This window comes from Streptomyces silvisoli (genome assembly GCF_029269905.1).
GTDB lineage: Bacteria > Actinomycetota > Actinomycetes > Streptomycetales > Streptomycetaceae > Streptantibioticus_A > Streptantibioticus_A silvisoli_A.
The window spans coordinates 35,666-54,180 of record NZ_JARJBC010000026.1; the positions used below are offsets into that span (position 1 = coordinate 35,666).

16 protein-coding genes are annotated in these 18,515 nt (G+C 70.8%); 7 read left to right on the forward strand and 9 right to left on the reverse strand.

Going from position 1 to position 18,515, the window contains the following annotated elements; all coding sequences use genetic code 11:
- The first annotated feature begins 66 nt into the window (after window positions 1-66).
- The 3 genes from P3G67_RS30245 (at window position 67) to P3G67_RS30255 (ending at window position 3,640) form a co-directional block, all read left to right on the forward strand.
- Window positions 67-3,000, forward strand: a complete 2,934-nt coding sequence (locus tag P3G67_RS30245) for an AfsR/SARP family transcriptional regulator (RefSeq protein WP_276096338.1) — start codon at window positions 67-69, stop codon at window positions 2,998-3,000.
- 157 nt (window positions 3,001-3,157) lie between these two features.
- Window positions 3,158-3,355: a hypothetical protein gene (locus P3G67_RS30250; protein WP_276096339.1), complete on the forward strand. Its 198-nt coding sequence runs from the start codon at window positions 3,158-3,160 to the stop codon at window positions 3,353-3,355.
- Between the two features lie 132 nt (window positions 3,356-3,487).
- Window positions 3,488-3,640: a hypothetical protein gene (locus tag P3G67_RS30255; RefSeq protein WP_276096340.1), complete on the forward strand. Its 153-nt coding sequence runs from the start codon at window positions 3,488-3,490 to the stop codon at window positions 3,638-3,640.
- A 55-nt stretch (window positions 3,641-3,695) separates the two neighbouring features.
- On the opposite strand, the gene P3G67_RS30260 is transcribed toward P3G67_RS30255, so the two are convergent.
- Complete coding sequence (locus P3G67_RS30260) at window positions 3,696-5,282, reverse strand: FadD3 family acyl-CoA ligase (RefSeq protein ID WP_276096341.1); 1,587 nt, start codon at window positions 5,280-5,282, stop codon at window positions 3,696-3,698.
- A gap of 124 nt (window positions 5,283-5,406) precedes the next feature.
- Here P3G67_RS30260 and P3G67_RS30265 point away from each other — a divergent pair, with 124 nt between their 5' ends.
- The 3 genes from P3G67_RS30265 to P3G67_RS30275 are packed head-to-tail and all read left to right on the forward strand — an operon-like array spanning window position 5,407 to window position 7,784.
- The gene (locus P3G67_RS30265) at window positions 5,407-6,555 is read left to right on the forward strand and encodes a lipid-transfer protein (RefSeq protein ID WP_276096342.1); all 1,149 of its coding nucleotides are present in this window, start codon (window positions 5,407-5,409) and stop codon (window positions 6,553-6,555) included.
- A gap of 6 nt (window positions 6,556-6,561) precedes the next feature.
- Window positions 6,562-7,026 carry a Zn-ribbon domain-containing OB-fold protein gene (locus P3G67_RS30270; protein WP_276096343.1) on the forward strand — a complete coding sequence of 155 codons (465 nt, stop codon included), beginning with the start codon at window positions 6,562-6,564 and terminating at the stop codon, window positions 7,024-7,026.
- Window positions 7,026-7,784: an enoyl-CoA hydratase/isomerase family protein gene (locus tag P3G67_RS30275; RefSeq protein ID WP_276096394.1), complete on the forward strand. Its 759-nt coding sequence runs from the start codon at window positions 7,026-7,028 to the stop codon at window positions 7,782-7,784. The genes P3G67_RS30270 and P3G67_RS30275 overlap by 1 nt, the downstream gene beginning before the upstream one ends.
- A 33-nt stretch (window positions 7,785-7,817) precedes the next feature.
- On the opposite strand, the gene P3G67_RS30280 is transcribed toward P3G67_RS30275, so the two are convergent.
- From P3G67_RS30280 to P3G67_RS30290, 3 genes are all read right to left on the reverse strand, one after another.
- Complete coding sequence (locus tag P3G67_RS30280; RefSeq protein WP_276096344.1) at window positions 7,818-10,271, reverse strand: serine/threonine-protein kinase; 2,454 nt, start codon at window positions 10,269-10,271, stop codon at window positions 7,818-7,820.
- Window positions 10,272-10,502: 231 nt separating this feature from the next.
- Complete coding sequence (locus tag P3G67_RS30285) at window positions 10,503-11,522, reverse strand: acyl-CoA dehydrogenase family protein (RefSeq protein ID WP_276096345.1); 1,020 nt, start codon at window positions 11,520-11,522, stop codon at window positions 10,503-10,505.
- Complete coding sequence (locus tag P3G67_RS30290) at window positions 11,519-12,715, reverse strand: acyl-CoA dehydrogenase family protein (RefSeq protein ID WP_276096346.1); 1,197 nt, start codon at window positions 12,713-12,715, stop codon at window positions 11,519-11,521. Before P3G67_RS30290 ends, P3G67_RS30285 begins: the two co-directional genes overlap by 4 nt.
- 96 nt (window positions 12,716-12,811) lie before the next feature.
- Between P3G67_RS30290 and P3G67_RS30295 the strand changes: the two genes are divergently transcribed.
- Window positions 12,812-13,963: an acetyl-CoA C-acetyltransferase gene (locus P3G67_RS30295; RefSeq protein WP_269855651.1), complete on the forward strand. Its 1,152-nt coding sequence runs from the start codon at window positions 12,812-12,814 to the stop codon at window positions 13,961-13,963.
- 53 nt (window positions 13,964-14,016) lie between these two features.
- On the opposite strand, the gene P3G67_RS30300 is transcribed toward P3G67_RS30295, so the two are convergent.
- The 5 genes from P3G67_RS30300 to P3G67_RS30320 form a co-directional block, all read right to left on the reverse strand.
- On the reverse strand, window positions 14,017-14,808 hold the full coding sequence (locus P3G67_RS30300) for a VOC family protein (RefSeq protein WP_276096347.1): 792 nt from the start codon (window positions 14,806-14,808) through the stop codon (window positions 14,017-14,019).
- Between the two features lie 104 nt (window positions 14,809-14,912).
- Window positions 14,913-15,980: an NAD(P)H-dependent flavin oxidoreductase gene (locus P3G67_RS30305; protein ID WP_276096395.1), complete on the reverse strand. Its 1,068-nt coding sequence runs from the start codon at window positions 15,978-15,980 to the stop codon at window positions 14,913-14,915.
- Window positions 15,981-15,982: 2 nt separating this feature from the next.
- A complete protein-coding gene (locus tag P3G67_RS30310; RefSeq protein WP_276096348.1) occupies window positions 15,983-16,777 on the reverse strand; it encodes a CoA-transferase subunit beta in 795 nt (264 codons plus the stop codon).
- Complete coding sequence (locus tag P3G67_RS30315; protein WP_276096349.1) at window positions 16,774-17,664, reverse strand: CoA transferase subunit A; 891 nt, start codon at window positions 17,662-17,664, stop codon at window positions 16,774-16,776. The genes P3G67_RS30310 and P3G67_RS30315 overlap by 4 nt, the downstream gene beginning before the upstream one ends.
- Window positions 17,661-18,461, reverse strand: a complete 801-nt coding sequence (locus tag P3G67_RS30320) for an enoyl-CoA hydratase family protein (protein WP_276096350.1) — start codon at window positions 18,459-18,461, stop codon at window positions 17,661-17,663. Before P3G67_RS30320 ends, P3G67_RS30315 begins: the two co-directional genes overlap by 4 nt.
- Window positions 18,462-18,515 lie beyond the last annotated feature (54 nt).

Here is an 18,515-nt window from a genome sequence, read left to right on the forward strand (position 1 = left end):
GATCGATATACGTCCGCTCGGTACGTGCTCGACGCGTTCTCGCCACCGGCGGAATGGGAGTCTGTGATGGATGGCGGAACGGAGCCGGGGCTGCGCTTCGCGCTCCTCGGCCCGGTGCGGGCCTGGCATGGCGAGAACCTGCTACCTGCGGGCTCACCCCAGCAGCGTGCCCTGCTGGCCGCACTCCTGCTGCGCGGTGGCCGCACCGCTACGGCCGATGAGCTGATCGACGCGCTCTGGGGCCAGGAGCCGCCGGAGAGCGCGCTGGCGGCGCTGCGCACCTACGCGTTCCGCCTGCGCAAGGCCCTGGGTGCGGGCGTGCTGACATCGGTGTCGGGCGGCTACGCGGTGCGTACCGCGCCGGGCAGTGTGGACATCGCGGTCGCCGAGCAGCACGCGGCCGAGGCCGAGAAGGCGCGGGCCTCGGGTGATGCGGCGCGGGCCCGGGAACTGCTCTGCGCGGCCCTCGACTTGTGGGACGGCGAGCCACTGGCGGGGCTTCCCGGGCCGTACGCGGAGATGCAGCGCACCCGGCTGATCGAGTGGCGGCTGTCCCTGCTGGACGCCCGCCTCGAACTCGATCTGGAACTCGGCGGGCACAGTGAGGCGGTTTCCGAGCTGACCGCCTTGTCGGCCGAACACCCGCTGCGGGAGCGGTTGCGGGCGCTGCTGATGCTCGCTCTGTACCGCAGCGGTCGCCAGGCGGAGGCGCTGGGCGTCTTCGCCGACACCCGGCGGCTGCTCGCCGACGAGCTGGGTGTCGATCCGTGCGCGGAACTCACCGAACTCCATCAGCGCATCCTGGAGGCCGACCCGGAACTGGCCGCTCCGTCGTCGTCCGGGGACTCCGCGGCGACGATCGCCACGGTTCGGCCGGCGCAACTCCCAGCGACCGTGGTCGACTTCACCGGCCGCGCCGCGTTCGTCTCGGAGCTGGCCGAGGAGTTGGCCACCGCTGAGCAGGGTGTCATGGCCCTGTCCGCGGTGGCGGGCATCGGCGGTGTCGGAAAGACCACGCTGGCGGTGCATGTGGCCCATGCGGCCCGAACCGCCTTCCCCGACGGGCAGTTGTACGTGGACCTCCAGGGGCAGGGGGCGCGGCCAGCCGAACCGGAGACGGTGCTGGCGTCCTTCCTGCGGGCACTGGGCACGCCGGATTCAGCCATTCCGGACGGACTTGAGGACCGCGCTGCGCTGTACCGGTCGGTGCTCGACGGCCGTCGCGTGCTGGCCCTGCTGGACAACGCGCACGACGCCGCGCAGGTACGGCCGCTGCTGCCGGGCACCCCGGGCAGCGCCGCACTGATCACCAGCCGGGTCCGCATGGTGGATCTGGAGGGTGCCCATCTGGTGGACCTGGATGTCATGAGCCCGGAGGAGGCGCTTCAGCTCTTCACCAAGATCGTCGGTACCGAACGGGTGATGGCCGAACGCCAGGCCGCTCTCGACGTCGTGGCGGCCTGCGGCTTCCTGCCGCTGGCGATCCGCATCGCGGCGTCCCGGCTGGCCACCCGGCGCACCTGGACGGTCTCGGTGCTGGCCCGCAAGCTCAGCGACGAGCGGCGCCGGCTGGACGAGTTGAAGGCGGGGGACCTGGCGGTCAAGGCCACCTTCGAGATGGGGTACGGCCAGTTGGGCCCCGAGCAGGCCCGCGCCTTCCGCCTGCTGGCCCTGCCGGACGGCCCCGACATCTCCTTGAACGCGGCCGCCGCGGTGCTCGACATGGACCCTTACGAGACCGAGTCGCTGCTGGAGGCGCTGGTCGACATAAGCCTGCTGGAGTCCGCGGCCCCGGCCCGCTACCGCTACCACGACCTGCTGCGCCTCTACGCCCGCGACTGCGCCGAACGCGACGAGACCCCGGACGACCGCCAGGGCGCGCTGTCCCGCGTGCTCGATTTCTATCTGGCGTCGGCAGCGGGCGTGTACGAGCTGGAGAACCCGGGGGACCGGGTGTTGGCCCACTTGGCGTCCACGGAGCGCAACGGGCTGGCGTTCACGGAACGGTCCGAGGCCCTCGACTGGCTGTTCGCCGAAGCGGCCAATCTGCTCGCCGCCGTCCAACAGGCCGCCGCGACAGGGTGCCCCGGCCCGCTGCGTCAGGCGATCGACTTGCTGTTCGCAGCCCAGGACCTCATGGAGTCGGGCGTTCATCTGCGCCAGTACGAGCAGGCCGTGCGCGCCATGGTCGAGACCGCGGACGACTGCGGCGAAACCCTGGTAGCCGGCCGGGCACATCTGCTGCTGGGGCGGATCCGCTCCTGGTCGAGCAGCCACTTCGAGGAAGCAGACCTTGAGGCTCAGCGCGCGCAGTTGCTCGGACTGGCCGCGGAGGACCCCCTGACGTGCAGCTACGCGCCGAATCTGCGCGGGCTGATCGCCAAGGACCGCAAGCGCTACGAGGACGCCAAGGAGTACTACCAGCAGGCGCTCACCGCTTTCCGTGACGACGACAACCCGCACGCCACCGCCGCTACTTTGTCGAACCTCTCACGTGCGTACGTCGAACTCGCCGACAGCGCCTCGGCGGTCACCTCCGCCGAGGAAGCCGTGGCGGTCTATCGGGAACTGCACAAGGGGTACCGCCACGCTGTCGCGCTGTACACACTCGGGATCGCCCAGACCTCGAGCGGACAGCTGGACCTGGCGTTGGGGAGCCTCAACGAGGCGCTGCCGATGTTCCGCGAGGCACGCCAGCAACTGTGGGAGGGCGTGACCCTGTACCGCATGGCGGAGGTCCACCTCGCCGCGGGCCATCACCGCCAGGCCGCCTCACACGCCGAGCAGGCCCTGGGGCTGGTGAGCAAGGCCACCGGTCACTGGAGGACCGCCGATGTACTGACCGTTCTCGGGCGCTCGCTCCACGGAATCGGGCAGGTCGACCGGGCGCGGGCCTGCTGGCATGACGCGTTGAACATCCACAAGTCCTTGGGCACTGAGGGCAGCGACGAGATCCTCCACCTGCTCGGCGAGCGCTCATCCCCGAGCGTGGCCGTATAGCGCCAGGTCAGGGGCATTTTCGGGGCCGTTTATCGGTTGCTTATCGGGCGCTGCCAGGATTTCATCGCGTCGAAAGATGCCCGCCTGGTGGCGCACGGGGGTCGTCACCAGGCGGGCGCCAAGAACCGCAACGAGACATCAAACGGGGAGAAACAGCATGACTACCAACGTTCCGAGCACGGGCAAGGGCAAGAAGCCCGGAGTGGGGATCGACACGGGAGCCAACTCGGGGGAGTTCCCGGAGCCGACGGCTGGTATCGAGCTTCAGCCGCTCAGCGAGGGCGTTGAGGAGCAGGCCCAGGAAGAACGGCCGATCATCAACAACCCTGACAACTGGAGCAACACCCTGCGTTAGGGGGCACCGGCCAGGGGGCCACGGGGGGCGCTAGAGCAGCGCGCAAGGCGGCCGCGGCGTGGAGGGGGCGTCGCGGCCAACCTTGTTGTTTGCGACTCCCATTCCATCCATCACTCCGAGACTGGAGCAGACATGAGTCTGATACGGAAGGCTGCCATCGTGGCAGCGGGTGTCGCAGCCGCGTTGGTCGCAGTCGTGGTCCCCGCGACCGCCGCGACCAGTGGGCACAGCGCTGTCAGCCTGAGCGCGAGCAGCGCCCAGCCGGACAACTGGAGCAATGTGTAACGCTCCCTCACAAAGCAGGAGCGGCGGCGGCACCGGGGGGTCCGCCGCCGCTCCGTCATGTTGTGGGGCGGGCGCGCAGGGCGCCCTTGAGTATCTTTCCGCTGGCGTTGCGCGGCAGTTGCGGCAGGAACTCGACCTGCCGCGGCACCTTGTAGTTGGCCATCTCCCGCCGCGCCCAGGCGATCACTTCCTCACCGGTGACCGTCGAGTCCGGGCGCCGTACCACGTACGCCTTGCCGACCTCGCCGAGCCGTGGGTCCGGAACGCCGACCACGGCCACGTCCAGCACATCGGGGTGGCGGGAGACAACGCGCTCTATCTCTGCCGGGTAGGCGTTGAAACCTCCCACGATGAACATGTCCTTGATGCGGTCGGTGATCCTCAGGTTGCCGTCGGTGTCGAGCTCTCCGATATCGCCGGTGTGCAGCCACCCCTCCTCGTCGATCGCCTTCGCCGTCTCCCCGGGGTCCTCGAAGTAGCCGGACATGACGTGGTATCCGCGCACCAGGACCTCGCCGTTGTCGGCGATGGCGACCTCGGTGTCGGGAATGGCGCGGCCGGACGTCGAGGCGATGACCTCCGGTGGATCTCCGCGGCGGCACATGGTGACGGTGCCCGAGGCCTCCGTCAGGCCGTAGGCGGTCAGCACATCGGTTATGCCCAGCTCGTGGCGCAGCCGCTCCACCAGTTCCAGCGGGACGACAGCGGCACCGGTCACCACCAACCGGAGTGCGGACAGGTCGTGTTGGCCGCATGCCGGATGGTCCAGGACCGCCTGGTGGAGGGTGGGCGGGCCGGGCAGCACGCTGATGCGTTCGGTGGAGATGTTGGCGAGGGCGGTGTCCACGTTGAAGACGGACTGCGGAACCATGGTCGCGCCGCGCAGCAGGCAGGCGATGATGCCCGCCTTGTAACCGAAGGTGTGGAAGAAGGGGTTGACGATCAGGCAGCGGTCTTCGGCGGCCAGGCCCGCCAGTTCGCTCCACACTCCGTAGACGCGCAGGGTCTGCGCATGGGTGATGACGGCGCCCTTGGGGTGGCCGGTGGTACCAGAGGTGAACATGATGTCCGAGGGGGCGTCGGGGCGTACGGCGGCGGCCCGGGCGCGTACTCGCTCGGGCGGTACGGCGTCGCCGGCCGCGAGGAACTCCTTCCAGGTGCGGAAGTCGGGCGGGGCGTCCTCCGCCAGCACCACCACGTCGCGCAGTTCGGGCAGTCCCGGCAACGGCCCGTCCGCGCCCCGCACCTGGCCACTGCCCGCCGCGCGCCGCAGCGACGCCACATAGGAGGTGCCGAGGAACGTCCCGGTGACGAACAGCAGTCGGGCACGGGTGCGACCGAGCACGTACGCGGCCTCGACGCCCTTGAAGCGGGTGTTCAACGGCACCAGGACACCGCCCGCGCTGACCGCTCCGAGCGCCGCAGTGATCCACTCCGCCGTGTTCGGCGCCCAGACGGCCACCCGGTCGCCCGGCTCGACGCCGTGTGCGATACAGGCCGCCGCCGCCCGCTCGACGCGTTCGGCCAGCTCCGTGTAGGAGATCCGGGTCCGCCCGTCGACCACGGCCTCCCGATCGCCGTACCGTCGGGCGGACTCGGCAACCAGCCTGGGGATGCTGCCGAATTCCAGGTCACCGCGCATCACCACTGCCTCCCGTAGCTGTGCGGTTCGGCCCAGGTAGCTGACTATCCGTCAGATTAGTGGGTAGCCTGATGCCCTGCCAGCCCCAGGGCCCGCGGGCTCGGGACACGAGGAGGTGGCGCCGGTGGCATCGCTCAAGGACGCGACCGCGATCGTCGGCATAGGCCAGACCGCGTTCGCCAAACGGCTCGACGAACCCGAGAAGACGCTCGCCTGCCGGGCGATCCTGGCGGCCCTGGACGACGCCGGAATCGACCCCGGCGAGGTGGACGCGTTCGCCTCGTACACCATGGAGGAGACAGACGAGGTCGAGATCGCCAAGTCCATCGGCGCGGGAGACGTGACCTACTTCTCCAAGGTCGGCTACGGAGGCGGTGGTTCATGTGCCACCGTGGCCCACCTCGCCGCCGCCATCGCCAGTGGCCAGGCCGCCGTCGGCATCGCCTGGCGGTCCCGCAAACGCGGCTCCGGCAAGCGCCCGTGGACCGACGTCCAGGCCCAACTCCCCACACCAGCCCAGTGGACGCGGCCCTTCGGACTGCTGCGCCCGGCGGACGAGATCGGCATGCTCACCCGCCGCTACATGCATGAGTACGGAGTCACCCGGGACCACCTCTTCAATGTCGCCCTCGCCTGCCGCAACCGCGCCAACCAGAACCCGGCCGCGATGATGTACGAACGCCCGCTGACCCGCGAGATGTACATGACCGCACGGTGGATCAGCGAACCGCTCTGCCTCTACGACAACTGCCTGGAGACCGACGGCGCCCTCGCCTGTGTCGTGGTCAGCGCCGACCGCGCCCGCGACTGCCGTCACCGTCCGGTCTATGTGCACTCCATGGCCCAGGCGCTGCCCGCCCAGCACCACGGCATGGTCAACTACTGGACCGACGACCCGCTGACCGGCCCCGCGTGGACGGCGGCCAGACAGCTGTGGAAGACCGCCGACCTCACCCCCGAGGACGTCGACGTCGCACAGATCTATGACGCGTTCACCCCGCTCATCCCGCTCTCCCTGGAGGGCTACGGCTTCTGCGGACGCGGCGAGGGCGGCGCCTTCACCACGGGCGGCGCCCTGGAGATCGGTGGTCGACTGCCGCTCAACACCTCCGGCGGCGGCCTGTCCGAGGCGTACGTACACGGCTTCAACCTGATCACCGAGGGTGTCAAACAGCTGCGCGGCACCTCCACCGCACAGGTCCCGGGCGCGGCGACATGTCTGGTCACGGCGGGCGAGGGCGTGCCAACCTCCGCCCTACTGCTGAGGAGTTGAGCGTTCATGTCCTCCATCATGAAGGCCACCACTGACAACGGCCTGCTGCTGCCGGTCCGCGACCAGGACGGCGCCCCCTTCTGGGAGTTCGCGGCGCGCGGCGAACTGCGCGTCCAGGCCTGTGCGGTGTGCGGGCGGCTGCGCTTCCCGCCGCGGCCGTGCTGCCCGCACTGCCGGTCCTTCGCCAGCCAGTGGCGTGCGATGTCCGGCCGTGGCCGCATCTGGTCCTACGTCCTGCCTCATCCGCCGCTCCTGCCGGGCTACGCCGCGCAGGCGCCGTACAACGCGGTCGTGGTGGAACTCGTCGAGGATCCCGGGATCCGGCTGGTCGGCAACGTGGTCACCGCGCCCGACGCAGCGCTCAACTCCCTTGATCCGTCCCGGCTGCGCATCGGCGCGGCCGTACGGGCCTGCTTCCACACGATGGCGGAGGGCGTCACCGTTCCGCGCTGGATGCTGGAGCGCCCGTGATCACCGTCGACTCCGGGGACGGCGTCGCGGTGGTCACGCTCGACCGCCCGGACCGGCACAACGCGATCGACCGTACGATGCGCGACCAACTCCAGGCGGTTTGGCGGCAGTTCCGGATGTCCACTGACGTACGGGTGGTTGTCTTGACCGGGGCTGGTGACAAGGCCTTCTGCACGGGCCTCGACCGCGCCTGGGCGGTTCCGCAACCGTTCTCGCCCTATGCGATCGACGATCCGCTGATCGACATCGGCCCCAAGTCGGCCGACCTGTGGATACCGGTGATCGCCGCGGTCAACGGGATGGCCTGCGGTGGCGCGTTCTACCTGCTCGCGGAGTGCGAGTTCGCCATCGCGGCCGACCACGCGACCTTCTTCGACCCGCACACCACCTACGGCATGGTCAGCGCCTTCGAGTCCATCGGCATGGCGCAGCGCATGCCGTACGGGGAGGTCATGCGGATGTCTCTGATGGGCACCGCGGAGCGGATCGGTGCCCGGCGTGCCTACGAGATCGGGATTGTCTCCGAACTCGTCCCGGGCGACGGCCTGTTGGACGCCGCCATGCGGGCGGCCCGCGTCATCGCGTCGTACCCGACGGAGGCGGTGCAGGGCACGGTGCGCGCCGTGTGGTCGGCTCGGGCCGCCGCACGCTCGCTGGCGCTGGCCGGGGCGTCTCAACTGATCGCCTTGGGAAACCTTCCGCCCGAGCGGCAGGAAGCCCTCTTCCGTACCCGCCGCGGTGACCACCGGGTGCGCTGAGGGGGCGGTCCGGAAGACCGCCCGCCACCAGGCCTACCGGCGCGAACCCGTCCCCTTGACCGCGTCCAGCGCGTACACGCACCGGTCCTTGCTGCACGCGTACACCACGCCGTCGCGCACCACCGGGGAGCCGGTGATCTCGCCGCCCGTCTCCAGCTTCCAGCGCAGCTGTCCGCTCGTCGCGTCCACGGTGTACAGGCAGTGGTCCACCGAACCGAAGTGCAGGCGGCCGTCCGCCGCCACCGGGGAGCCGACGATCTCACCCTGGGTGGCGAACCGCCACCTGGGGGCGCCGGAGACCGCGTCCAGGGTGTAGAGCGCACCACCGCTGCCGAGGTGGACGAGTCCACCCGACACCAGAACAGGTTCGACTGACTGCCGGGCCTCCGTCGCGACACGCCAACGCTCCACGCCGGAGCGGGCGTCGAGCGCGTACACCGTGCCCAGGTAGTCGGCCACGTACACCCCGCCCGGAGCGTGTGTGGGCGGTGCGAAGACGACCGCCGGGGCGTCGAAGCGCCACCGCTCGGAGCCGTCTGAGGCGTCCAGCGCCAGTACCCGGCTGCCCGCGGTGACGTACACCGCCCCGCCACCCGTAGTCGGGCGCACCGGCATGCCGGACGCCACCCCCGCGGCCATCTCACCGTCGCCCAGCGGGTACGCCCAACGCTCGGCGCCGGAGCGGGCGTCGAGCGCGTGCAGCAGTCCGCCGCCGCGGTAGTAGACCAGGCTGTCCAGCAGGGCCGGACCGGACTGCGGTGACTCGAAGTCGGCCTGGGCGCCGGTCCGCTTCCACAGCGCCTCGCCGCTCGCCGCGTCCCATGCCTGTACGCCTCCGCCGCGGGTACCGGTGACGACGGTGCCACCGGCCGACTGGAGCGCGTACACCCAGCCGTCGACGGCCAGCCGCCACAGCTCGCCGCCGTCGGCGGAGTCCATCGCGTACAGGCTCGGGCCGTCGGAGGCGTGGATCCGTCCGTCGGCGACGGCCATCATCCAGGCGACGTCACGGGTCTTGAACTGCCGCTGTCCGGTGGCCACATCCAGGACGTGCACCTCGAAGGAGGTCACATACAGGCGGTCACCCGCCACAACAGGCGTGCCCCACACGTCGTTTGACATGCGGAAGCGCCAGGGGCGCCAGCGTGCGTCCCGTGCGCCGTGGCCCTGGGCGGCATGCCGGGACGACTGCCGGACCGGTGGAGCGGGCGGCTGTGCGGGGACGGCCTGGTGGGTCGCAGCCCCGGCGGCGGAAGGCGCTGCCGGGGCCTGGGCCGCGCCGCGGCCGCGTGCCGTCCAGTCGAGGCCGGGCGCCGGGGGCGCGCCCTGGGTGCCGCGCGGGTCCTTGCCCTCGGCCACCAGCGGACCCGGCCCGATCGGCACCGAGCCCGCGAGCTTCACCGGCCCCGCGGGCCGTGCCGGGTGGCCGTCCGCGCCGTGTTCGGGGCTGGCGTGGCGCCCGGAGCCCACTGCCGGGGGCGGCGCCTGTTCAGGCAGCGGCGGCGCCACGGGGGCGGCCGGGCCGTCATGGCCCACGGCGACAGCGGCGTTGGCGGCGGCGACATTGGCCGCGGCGGCTGCCGCGGCGCGCTGTCTGCGTCCGCTGCGCTGCTCTATGAACGCGACGGCGCGCTCGGGCAGCCACGCGGAGACCGAGCCGCCGTCGTCCGCGGAGGAGAACAGGTGCGGCGCCAGTTGCGCCTGCAGGTCCGCGGGGGTTGGCCGCCGCTCCTGCTCCATGCGCATGCACGACTCGATGAGCGGACGCAGTTCGTCCGGCAGCCCTGTGGTGTCCGGGCCCTCACGGAGCAGCATGAAGACCGTTTCGACCGGATTCGAACCGTGGAAGGGCGCATGTCCGGTGGCGGCGAAGACCAGCGTGGAGCCGAGCGAGAAGATGTCGCTGGCGCCGGTGACGCTACGCGAGTCACGCGCCTGTTCAGGCGACATGTACGCGGGCGTGCCCACGGCGACGTTGGTCATGGTCAGCCGGGTGTTCGACACCCCGCTGGCGATACCGAAGTCGATCACCCTGGGCCCGTCCTCGACCACGAGGACGTTGGAGGGTTTGAGATCGCGGTGCACAAGACCGGCGCCGTGGATGGACTGCAGCGCCTCCGCCACTCCGGCGGCCAGCCAGCGCACCGCCTGGGCCGGAAGCGGCCCGCACTCATTGACTATCTCCTCGAGCGAGGGCGCCGGTACGTAGGCCGTGGCGAGCCACGGCACGGCGGCCCGTGGATCGGCGTCGACCACGGCGGCGGTATAGAAGCCGCTCACCGCGCGCGCCGCCTCCACCTCGCGGGTGAACCGGACCCGGAACAGCTGGTCCTCCGCCAGCTCGGCACGCACCGTCTTGATCGCCACGCGTCGACCGGACGCCGAGCGGGCGAGATAGACCAACCCCATGCCGCCGGCGCCGAGCCGCCCGAGGACCTCGAATGGACCGATTCGCCTCGGGTCGTGCTGCGTCAGCTGTTCCACCACTGGCCTGCCACCTCCCCGTACCCCCCGAATTGTTGCAGCCCCGGGCGGCGTCTCACCGTCAATCGCCCCGGGGTACGGGTGCTGATTCTTCCTGGGATGTGCCCCGGTTGCGAACCCGGGGCGATTCCGAGCGTGCCGTACGGTACGCCGGAACGATTCTGCGCCTGCTGGTACGCCCACGTTGTGATACAGACGCCGACTTTCGACCGCGGGTTGCCTGTGTCGCCTTAGCTAGGGGCACGGCGGCGCCGGTGCGGGGCCCAGGAGGTCCGCCGCGACGACGGCGCGATGGTGAGCGGCGTCACCCCAGGCGGCGGACAGCGCCCACACCCGCCGCAGCCACAGCGCCAGGTCGCACTCCTCGGTGTAGCCGATCGCGCCGTGCACCTGGAGGCAGGAGCGACCCGCCAGGTCCGCGGCGTCCGAGGCGAAGACCTTGGCCATGGCCGCGTCCCGCCCGGCCGACGGCAGATCATGATCATGGGAGAAGGCGGCGCGGAGGACGACGGGCTGGGCGAACTCCACCGCGATCAGGACGTCGGCCAGCTGGTGTTTGACCGCCTGGTACGAGCCTATGGGGCGGCCGAACTGGTGGCGTTGCCGGGCGTGGCTGACGGTCAGGTCGAGCATGGCGCGGACGGCACCCAGCAGATCGGCGGCGGCGCCGACCGTGCCGAGCCGCGCGGCACGACTGACCACCCGCTCCTGCCGGACGGCCAGCGGACCGTCCGACCACATCGACATGTCGACATACCCGAGGCCCCGTCCCGGATCCACTCCACGTGCCGCACTGACGCCCGCGTCAGCGGCCGACCTCCCGTACAGCCGGTCGCCGTCGGCGACCAGGAGGAAGTCCGCGTACGCGGCGTGCGCGACGGGCGCCGCACCGGGCCCTGTCAGCCGTACGGCGGGGACGGCGGTGCCCGCGGCGAGTGCGCGCAGCCACTCGGCGGCGCGGCCGTCCTCGTCCACCTCCGCGAGGAGCGCAGCCGCGACGGCGGCCTCCACCACCGGCTCCGGCGCGCACGCCCGGCCCGCCTCCTCCGCGACCGCGACCAGCGCGCCCGCACCGAGGCCGAGCCCTCCGTGCTCCTCGGGCACCAGCAGCCCGGTGACGCCGATCTCGGCCAGTTCCTCCCACCGCTTTCGGGCGAACCCCGCTCGGACGTCCTGCGGGGTACAGCGGCGCTCCAGCAACGCCCGGACCGCGCGGGCGAACAGTTCCTCGTCGGCCGTGGACGCCAGCCTCACCGCCCCGCCCCTTTCTCACCGTTCATCCCTTTTGGCTCCTTTGGCAGGTTCAGCAGCCGTTCAGCGATGACATTGCGCTGGATCTCGTTGGTCCCCGCGTAGATGGGGCCGGCAAGTGAGAAGAGGTAGCCGTCGAGCCAGGGGCCGCCGATCTCCGCCCACGGCCCGAGGAGTCGTTGTGCGGTGGCGTGCAGGTTTAGATCGAGTTCGGACCAGAAGACCTTGTTCAGGCTGGACTCCGGACCGATGGGCTTCCCGTCGCCGAGCCGGGTGACGGTACGGAAGGTGTAGAGGCGGTAGGCCTCGGCGCGCATCCAGGCCTCCACCACCGCGTCGCGGAACGCGTTCGGGGTGCCCGTGCCCGGCTCCTCTCCGGCACTCACCCGGCGGTAGAGCTTCACCAACCGCTCGGCCGCCGCCAGGAATCGACCGGGGCTGCGCAGGCTGAGGCCGCGTTCGTCACCAGTGGTCGACATGGCGACGCGCCATCCTTGGCCGGGCTCGCCGAGCACGTCCGCGTCCGGCACGAAGACGTCGTCCAGGAAGACCTCGGCGAATCCCGGTTCGCCGTCGAGTTGCCGGATGGGGCGCACGGTGACGCCATCGGCCGCGAGGTCGACCATGAAGTAGGTCAGGCCATGGTGGCGTTCGGCCCGCGTGCCGGTTCTGAACAGGCCGAACATCCGGTGCCCGTGGGTTCCGCGGGAGCTCCAGGTCTTCTGCCCGGTCAGCCGCCAGCCGGCGCGCCGCTCGTCGCGTACCGCACGCGACCGCAGCGCCGCGAGGTCCGATCCGGCCTCCGGCTCCGACCAGCCCTGCACCCATATCTCGTCCCCCGCGGCCATCGGCGGCAGAATGCGGCGCTTTTGCTCCTCGGTGCCGTAGGCGAAGACAGCGGGGGCGAAGAGGAAGATGCCGTTCTGGCTGACCCGACCGGGTGCGCCCGAGCGCCAGTACTCCTCCTCGAAGATCAGCCACTCGACCAGCGACGCATCCCGCCCGCCATACTCGACGGGCCAACTGGCCACCGCCCAGCGGGCGTCGTACAGCTGGCGCTCCCACCGCTGGTGTGCCGCGAAGCCGTCCGGGGTGTCCATCGACGGCAGCGCCTGGCGCGGCACATGCCGGGCCAGCCAGCCCCGTATCTCCCGCCGGAAGTCCTCTTCGGTCGCACTGAAGATAAGGTCCGTCACTTGCGCTAGCATAACCTGACGGACCGTCAGTTTTAAGAGTTGCGCTCTTCCCACCACCCCGCGGTCGTCGTCAGCATCCTGTATGGAGGGGTTGTCATGGCAGAGGCCTTCATCGTCGAGGCGGTGCGCACCCCGGTGGGCCGCAAGAACGGCGCACTGTCATCGGTACACCCGGCCGACCTGGGCGCGCATGTGCTGCGCACGCTCGTTCAGCGCTGCGGGGTCGATCCGGCGGCCGTCGAGGACGTGGTCTTCGGCTGCCTGGACACGGTGGGCGGGCAGGCGGGCGACATCGCCCGAACCTGCTGGCTCGCCGCAGGGCTGCCGGAACACGTGCCGGGTGTGACGATCGACCGGCAGTGCGGCTCGTCGCAGCAGGCGGTGCACTTCGCGGCGCAGGCGGTGCTGTCCGGCACCTGCGACCTGGCGGTCGCGGGCGGCGTACAGAACATGTCGCGGATCCCGATCGCCGCCGCCTTCCGGGTCGGCGCGGAATACGGCTTCGCCGACCCCTTCTCCGGCTCCACCGGCTGGCGCCAGCGGTACGGTGACCAGCCCGTCAGCCAGTTCCACGGCGCGGAGATGATCGCGCGCCGATGGGACATCTCCCGTGAGGAGATGGAGCGCCTCGCGCTCACCAGTCATGAAAGGGCGGTGCACGCGATCGACAACGGCTGGTTCGAGAAGGAGACCGCGCCGCTGCCCGAGTTGGCGGTGGACGAAGGGCCGCGCCGGGACACCTCATTGGAGAAGATGGCCTCCCTGCAGCCGCTCGCCCCGGGCGGACGGCTCACCGCCGCTCTCGCCTCGCAGATCTCCGACGGGGCGTCGGCGCTGCTGCTCGCCTCGGAACAGGCGGTACGAGAACACGGGCTCACACCGCGCGCCCGAATCCACCATCTGTCAGTACGCGGCGACGACCCGATCGCCATGCTCACCGCACCGATCCCGGCCACCGCGCACGCCCTGGCCAGGACGGGCATGGCCATCGACGACTTCGACGCCATCGAGATCAACGAGGCCTTCGCGTCGGTGGTGCTGGCGTGGCTGAAGGAGACCGGTGCCGATCCCGCGAAGGTGAACCCGTGCGGCGGTGCGATCGCTCTCGGCCACCCGCTGGGCGCCACGGGCACGAAGCTGATGACCACGTTGCTGCACCAACTGGAGCGAACCGGCGGCAGGTTCGGGCTTCAGACCATGTGCGAGGGCGGCGGCCAGTCCAACGTCACCATCATCGAGCGGCTGTAGCCCCAGGTTCCCAACCGCCTTCGCACACAAGCCGATTGGTCCGGCGAAGCCCTCTACACCTCTCCTGCCTTGGTCGCGATGTCGATGACCGTGAAGTGCGCGCCCTGGTCGTCTATGACCGAGGCCCAACGGCCGTGCGGGCTGTCCCGCGGCTCCGTGCTGACCTTGCCGCCGAGCTTCCGTACGGTGGCCACCGTGGTGTCGCAGTCGTCGACCACGAAGTAGACCGTGAAGTGCGCGGGCAGCCCGGCGGGGAAGTCCGGCCCCATCTGCCGCCGTCCTCCGACGTACTGGATCTCGGAGCCCCGCTTGAGCGTCCACACCTCGTAGTCGAAGTCGCCGCCCGCCTCGCCTATCTGCTCGGCCTCATAGCCGAACACCCTTCGGTAGAAGGGGTCGACCGCGTCCTTCTCCCGTGTGTAAAGCTCCGTCCAGCCGAAGGCCCCGGCTTCGTCCCGCTTGTCGAAGCCGTGGTGCGTGCCGCCCTGCCACACGCCGAAGACCGCACCGCTGGGGTCGGCGGCGATCACCATCGTGCCGAAGTCGCCGACCTGTCCGGGGCCCGTGACGATCTGGCCGCCCGCCTCGCGTATCGCCTCGGCGGTCCTGAACACGTCATCCGACGCGAAGTACACCGTCCACGTGGTCGGCATGCGTCCGTCGAGTTTGGGAATGAGCGCCGCGACGTAGCCTCCGTCGTGCAGCGCCAGACTGTAGGAGGTGCCCGGTGCGCCGCCGTCCTCGAATGTCCAGCCCAGCAGTTCCCCGTAGAAGCGCTTGCCCGCCGCCACGTCCGGGAGCATCGCATCCACCCAGCAAGGGGCGCCTACCGCGAACGCAGACATGGCCCTGAGTCCTCCCGTGCGATGGGATGTCGTCTCGTTGGCCACGCTAGCCCGGCCGCACGGCTTCCGCCCGCCCTGTGGATAACGCGGATCCGATGATCAGATCAGCGCATGGCGAGGCTGTGGACGGCGGTCAGTCGCTCCTCCGCCTCGGCGGCCACCCGGCGGACCAACTCGGCGCAGGACGGCAGGTCGTCGATGACTCCCACCACCTGCCCGGAGGCCATGACGCCGAGGTCGGCGCGGCCGTCCACCATCGCGGCGCGCAGCAGTACCGGGGTGTTGGCCGCCATCAGTACCTGCGGCCAGCTCAGCCCGCGGGCCTCGCGGATCGCCCGGCCCTCGCGCAGCATCGCGCGCAACGGAGTTCCGGTCATCCGAGCGAAGCGCAGCGCGTTGCCCACAGCTCGCGGATAGCGGGCCAGTGGACCACCGCGCGTCAAAGAGGCCACGAAGTCGGTGTTCAGCACCCGGTGCGGCACACCGTCCACCTCACGTGTCACCGTCGTCCCGGTGACATCCGCGGACAGATAGCGGCCCTGTATCGGGCGTGGCACCGGGGCGTCCGAAGTGAGCAGGAAGCGGGTGCCCATCGCGACGCCGTCCGCGCCGTAGGCCAGGGCGGCTGCCAGGCCCCGGCCGTCGAAGAACCCGCCCGCCGCGATGACGGCGACGGACGAGGCCGCGAGGGCGTCCAGGACCTGCGGCAACAGCAGGGTCGTGGGTACGGGTCCGGTGTGGCCGCCGCCCTCGCCGCCTTGGGCGACGACCGCGTCCACTCCCCACTCGGCCACCTTCTCGGCGTGCCGTCTGGCGCCGACCGAGGGGATCACGATCATGCCGTGGTCGTGCGCCCGCTTGATCAGGTCGCGGCTGGGCGCCTGCGCGAACGAGGCGACCCGGACGCCTTCGCGGCCCATGAGGTCGATCCGCTCGGCGGCGTCGGGGGCGTCGGCCCGTAGGTTGACGCCGAAGGGGCGGTCCGGTGCCGCCGCCTTCACCTCGGCGATCGCGGCCTCCAGTTCGTCGTACGCCATGGTCGCCGAGGCGAGGACACCCAGGGCGCCCGCGCGGGCGGTGGCGGCGACCAGCCGTGGATAGGCCACGTACCCCATACCGGTCTGCATGATCGGGTGGTCGATGCCGACCAGGGCGGTCAGCCGAGTGCGCAGCGTCATGTCGGAACCTCGCGGTCGCGCAGTGAGCGCGGATCGAGGACCTCGCGGATGAGGCGCAGTTCCTGCGTAGTGGGGGCGGGCGTGGTGGGTACGTCAACGCCTCCCGTCAACGCCTCCCCCGCGCCTTTTGGGCCGACCAGATCAAAACCTGTCGCCTCGACGACTTCCGCGACCGTCACGCCGGGATGCACCGAGACCAGCCTCATCCGCCCGTCGCCGGTGTCGAAGTCCAGCACGCACAGGTTGGTGATGACCTGCCGCAGGTCGTGGAAGCGGGCCGCTGGGCCGGGCAGTGCGGCGGCCCGGTCGTTGCCGACGCCGCACACGACGTCGACACGGGAGGTGAGGACTCGGCGACTGTGCCGCGGCACCCAGTAGCTGGTGGCGTGGTTGACGGTGTTCCCCGGGGCGCCACGGGCGCCGAGGAGCTGGCGTTTGGGACGCTCCCAGTCACCGACGCACGAGATGTTGGCGTTTCCGTACGCGTCGATCTGTGCCGGTCCCATCATCACGTGGCGGCGCCCGTTCGCCATCAGGTCGAGCACCGCGCGGTACGGCAGCCAGCCCTCCACGGTCAGGTCGGCGGTCGGTGCGCCCAGGGCGATGTCACCGTCGATGATCTGGGCAAGGCCGTCGGTGAGCACCAGGTCAGGCGCGACCGTGGCGCGGGCCAGCCGGGCGCCGATGGTCGGCACCGTGCCCATGGGGCTGGCGAGGATCTCGCCGTCGCCGTGCCAGGCCCGCGCGCAGGCGGCGACGCAGACCTCGGCGCGGGTCGCGGTGGTGATCATCGGGTGCCTCCCGCACGGTCTCCTCGCGCGGCGTGGAACTCGTCCACAGCCTGTTGATACGACGCCTCGTCAGGCTGGTCGAGGAAGCGGTCGGCGAAGGCGGCCCACTCCCGCGGGTCCGCCGCGGCCCGCGCGTACGCCTGCTGGAACGCCTCGTCACGCCCGTACTGCGGTGGGCACTCGGTGAAGTGCGCGCCGCGCGGTGCCTCGACCACGCCCGCTGTCAGATACCGGTGGACGACCAGGGCGTGCAGGCAGCCCGCCGCCCGCCGCAGATCAGCGGTCGGCAGAACGCGTTCGGCCGACACATAGGAGGTTTTCGCGGCCAGGCAGAACAGGTCGTCGAAGTACTGGTCGGGCCCGGTGAGCGCCGCGTTGCCGCGCGGATCGGCCAGGTTGGCGTGCACCAGGGCGACATCCAGTTCCAGTGGCGGAGCGGCCATCACCTCGTCGCCGCTTCCGTACGGGTCGGTGACGGTGCGCAGGAAGGGGGCGTTGCGCGGCACGTCCGAGCCGATCCCACCGCGCACCGGCATGAACGGCAGCCGTAGCGCCGCCGCCCGCAGACCGGCCAGGAACATGCCTTCGTCCAGTTCCAGGGCCTGCACCGCACCCGATTCCCGGGCCGCCCGGAAGTGGGGTTCCAGGGGTATCGAGTCCAGGGACACGAAACCGTAGACGGCCTTGCGGACCTTGCCCGCGGCGCACAGCAGCCCTACGTCCGGGCCGCCGTAGGAGACGACGGTCAGGTCCTTGACCGGGGAGCGCAGCAGGGCGCGCACCAGCGCCATGGGCTTGCGGCGCGATCCCCAGCCGCCGACGCCGACCGTCATGCCGTCCTCGATGCGCGAGACGGCCTCGTCTGCGGTCATCCGCTTGTCCGTCATGTGCCCTCCCCTTGTGCCGCGCTGTCCCGGTCCGGGGTGCCGTCGCTCCGACCGAAGTCGTCGCGCAGCCGGTCGCTGACGCCGGTCAGGTTCAGCTCGAAGGTGAAGCCCTGCTCGTAGCGGTAGGAGCGTTTGACGTCGACGGGGTCGATGCCGTTCAGGGACTGCTTGGCGGCGCGGATGACGACCACGTCCTTGGTGGCGATGCGCGCGGCGACGGCCAGGGCGGTCTCGCGCAGCCGCTCGCGGTCGACGACGGCGAGCACCGAGCCGTAGCCGTGCAGTTCGTCGGCGGTGGCGTGCTCGGCGGTGTAGACCATGTGCCGCATCCGCTGCTGCGGCACCAGCCGGGCCAGATGTGTGGCCGCGCCTAAGGCGCCGCGGTCGACCTCGGGCAGCCCCACGTAGGCGTCGTGCGAGGCGATCACGATGTCCGCGTTGCCCACCAGCCCCACCCCACCGCCCAGGCAGAAGCCGTGTACCGCGGCGATCACCGGCACCGGGCAGTCGTACACCGCCGCAAAGGCAGCAGCGCAACCGGCGTTGGCGCCGAGCAGTGCGTCATAGGCCCCCGCACCGCCGTGCGGTGGGCGCCGCATTTCCTTGATGTCGACGCCCGCGCAGAAGCCCCGGCCTTCGGCACGCAGAACCAGCGCACTTGTGCCGGGTTGCGATCCCTGCGCGTTAAGTGTGTCGGCGAGTTCAAACCACCCTGACACCTCAAGCGCGTTGACCGGCGGAGCGTCGATCACCACCTCCGCGACGCCCGCTGCCTGGCGCACCACCCGTATCGCCATCAGCCCTTCCTCCACGCGCACTTGAACTAATCTGACGCTCCGTCAGTTATTCTG

Coding starts and splice junctions, on each gene's coding strand:
- P3G67_RS30300 (WP_276096347.1), bottom strand. CDS start 14,808: ATGTCTGCGTTCGCGGTAGGCGCCCCTTGCTGGGTGGATGCGATGCTC.
- P3G67_RS30320 (WP_276096350.1), bottom strand. CDS start 18,461: ATGGCGATACGGGTGGTGCGCCAGGCAGCGGGCGTCGCGGAGGTGGTG.
- P3G67_RS30315 (WP_276096349.1), bottom strand. CDS start 17,664: ATGACGGACAAGCGGATGACCGCAGACGAGGCCGTCTCGCGCATCGAG.
- P3G67_RS30250 (WP_276096339.1), top strand. CDS start 3,158: ATGACTACCAACGTTCCGAGCACGGGCAAGGGCAAGAAGCCCGGAGTG.
- P3G67_RS30245 (WP_276096338.1), top strand. CDS start 67: ATGGATGGCGGAACGGAGCCGGGGCTGCGCTTCGCGCTCCTCGGCCCG.
- P3G67_RS30310 (WP_276096348.1), bottom strand. CDS start 16,777: ATGATCACCACCGCGACCCGCGCCGAGGTCTGCGTCGCCGCCTGCGCG.
- P3G67_RS30295 (WP_269855651.1), top strand. CDS start 12,812: ATGGCAGAGGCCTTCATCGTCGAGGCGGTGCGCACCCCGGTGGGCCGC.
- P3G67_RS30260 (WP_276096341.1), bottom strand. CDS start 5,282: ATGCGCGGTGACCTGGAATTCGGCAGCATCCCCAGGCTGGTTGCCGAG.
- P3G67_RS30255 (WP_276096340.1), top strand. CDS start 3,488: ATGAGTCTGATACGGAAGGCTGCCATCGTGGCAGCGGGTGTCGCAGCC.
- P3G67_RS30270 (WP_276096343.1), top strand. CDS start 6,562: ATGTCCTCCATCATGAAGGCCACCACTGACAACGGCCTGCTGCTGCCG.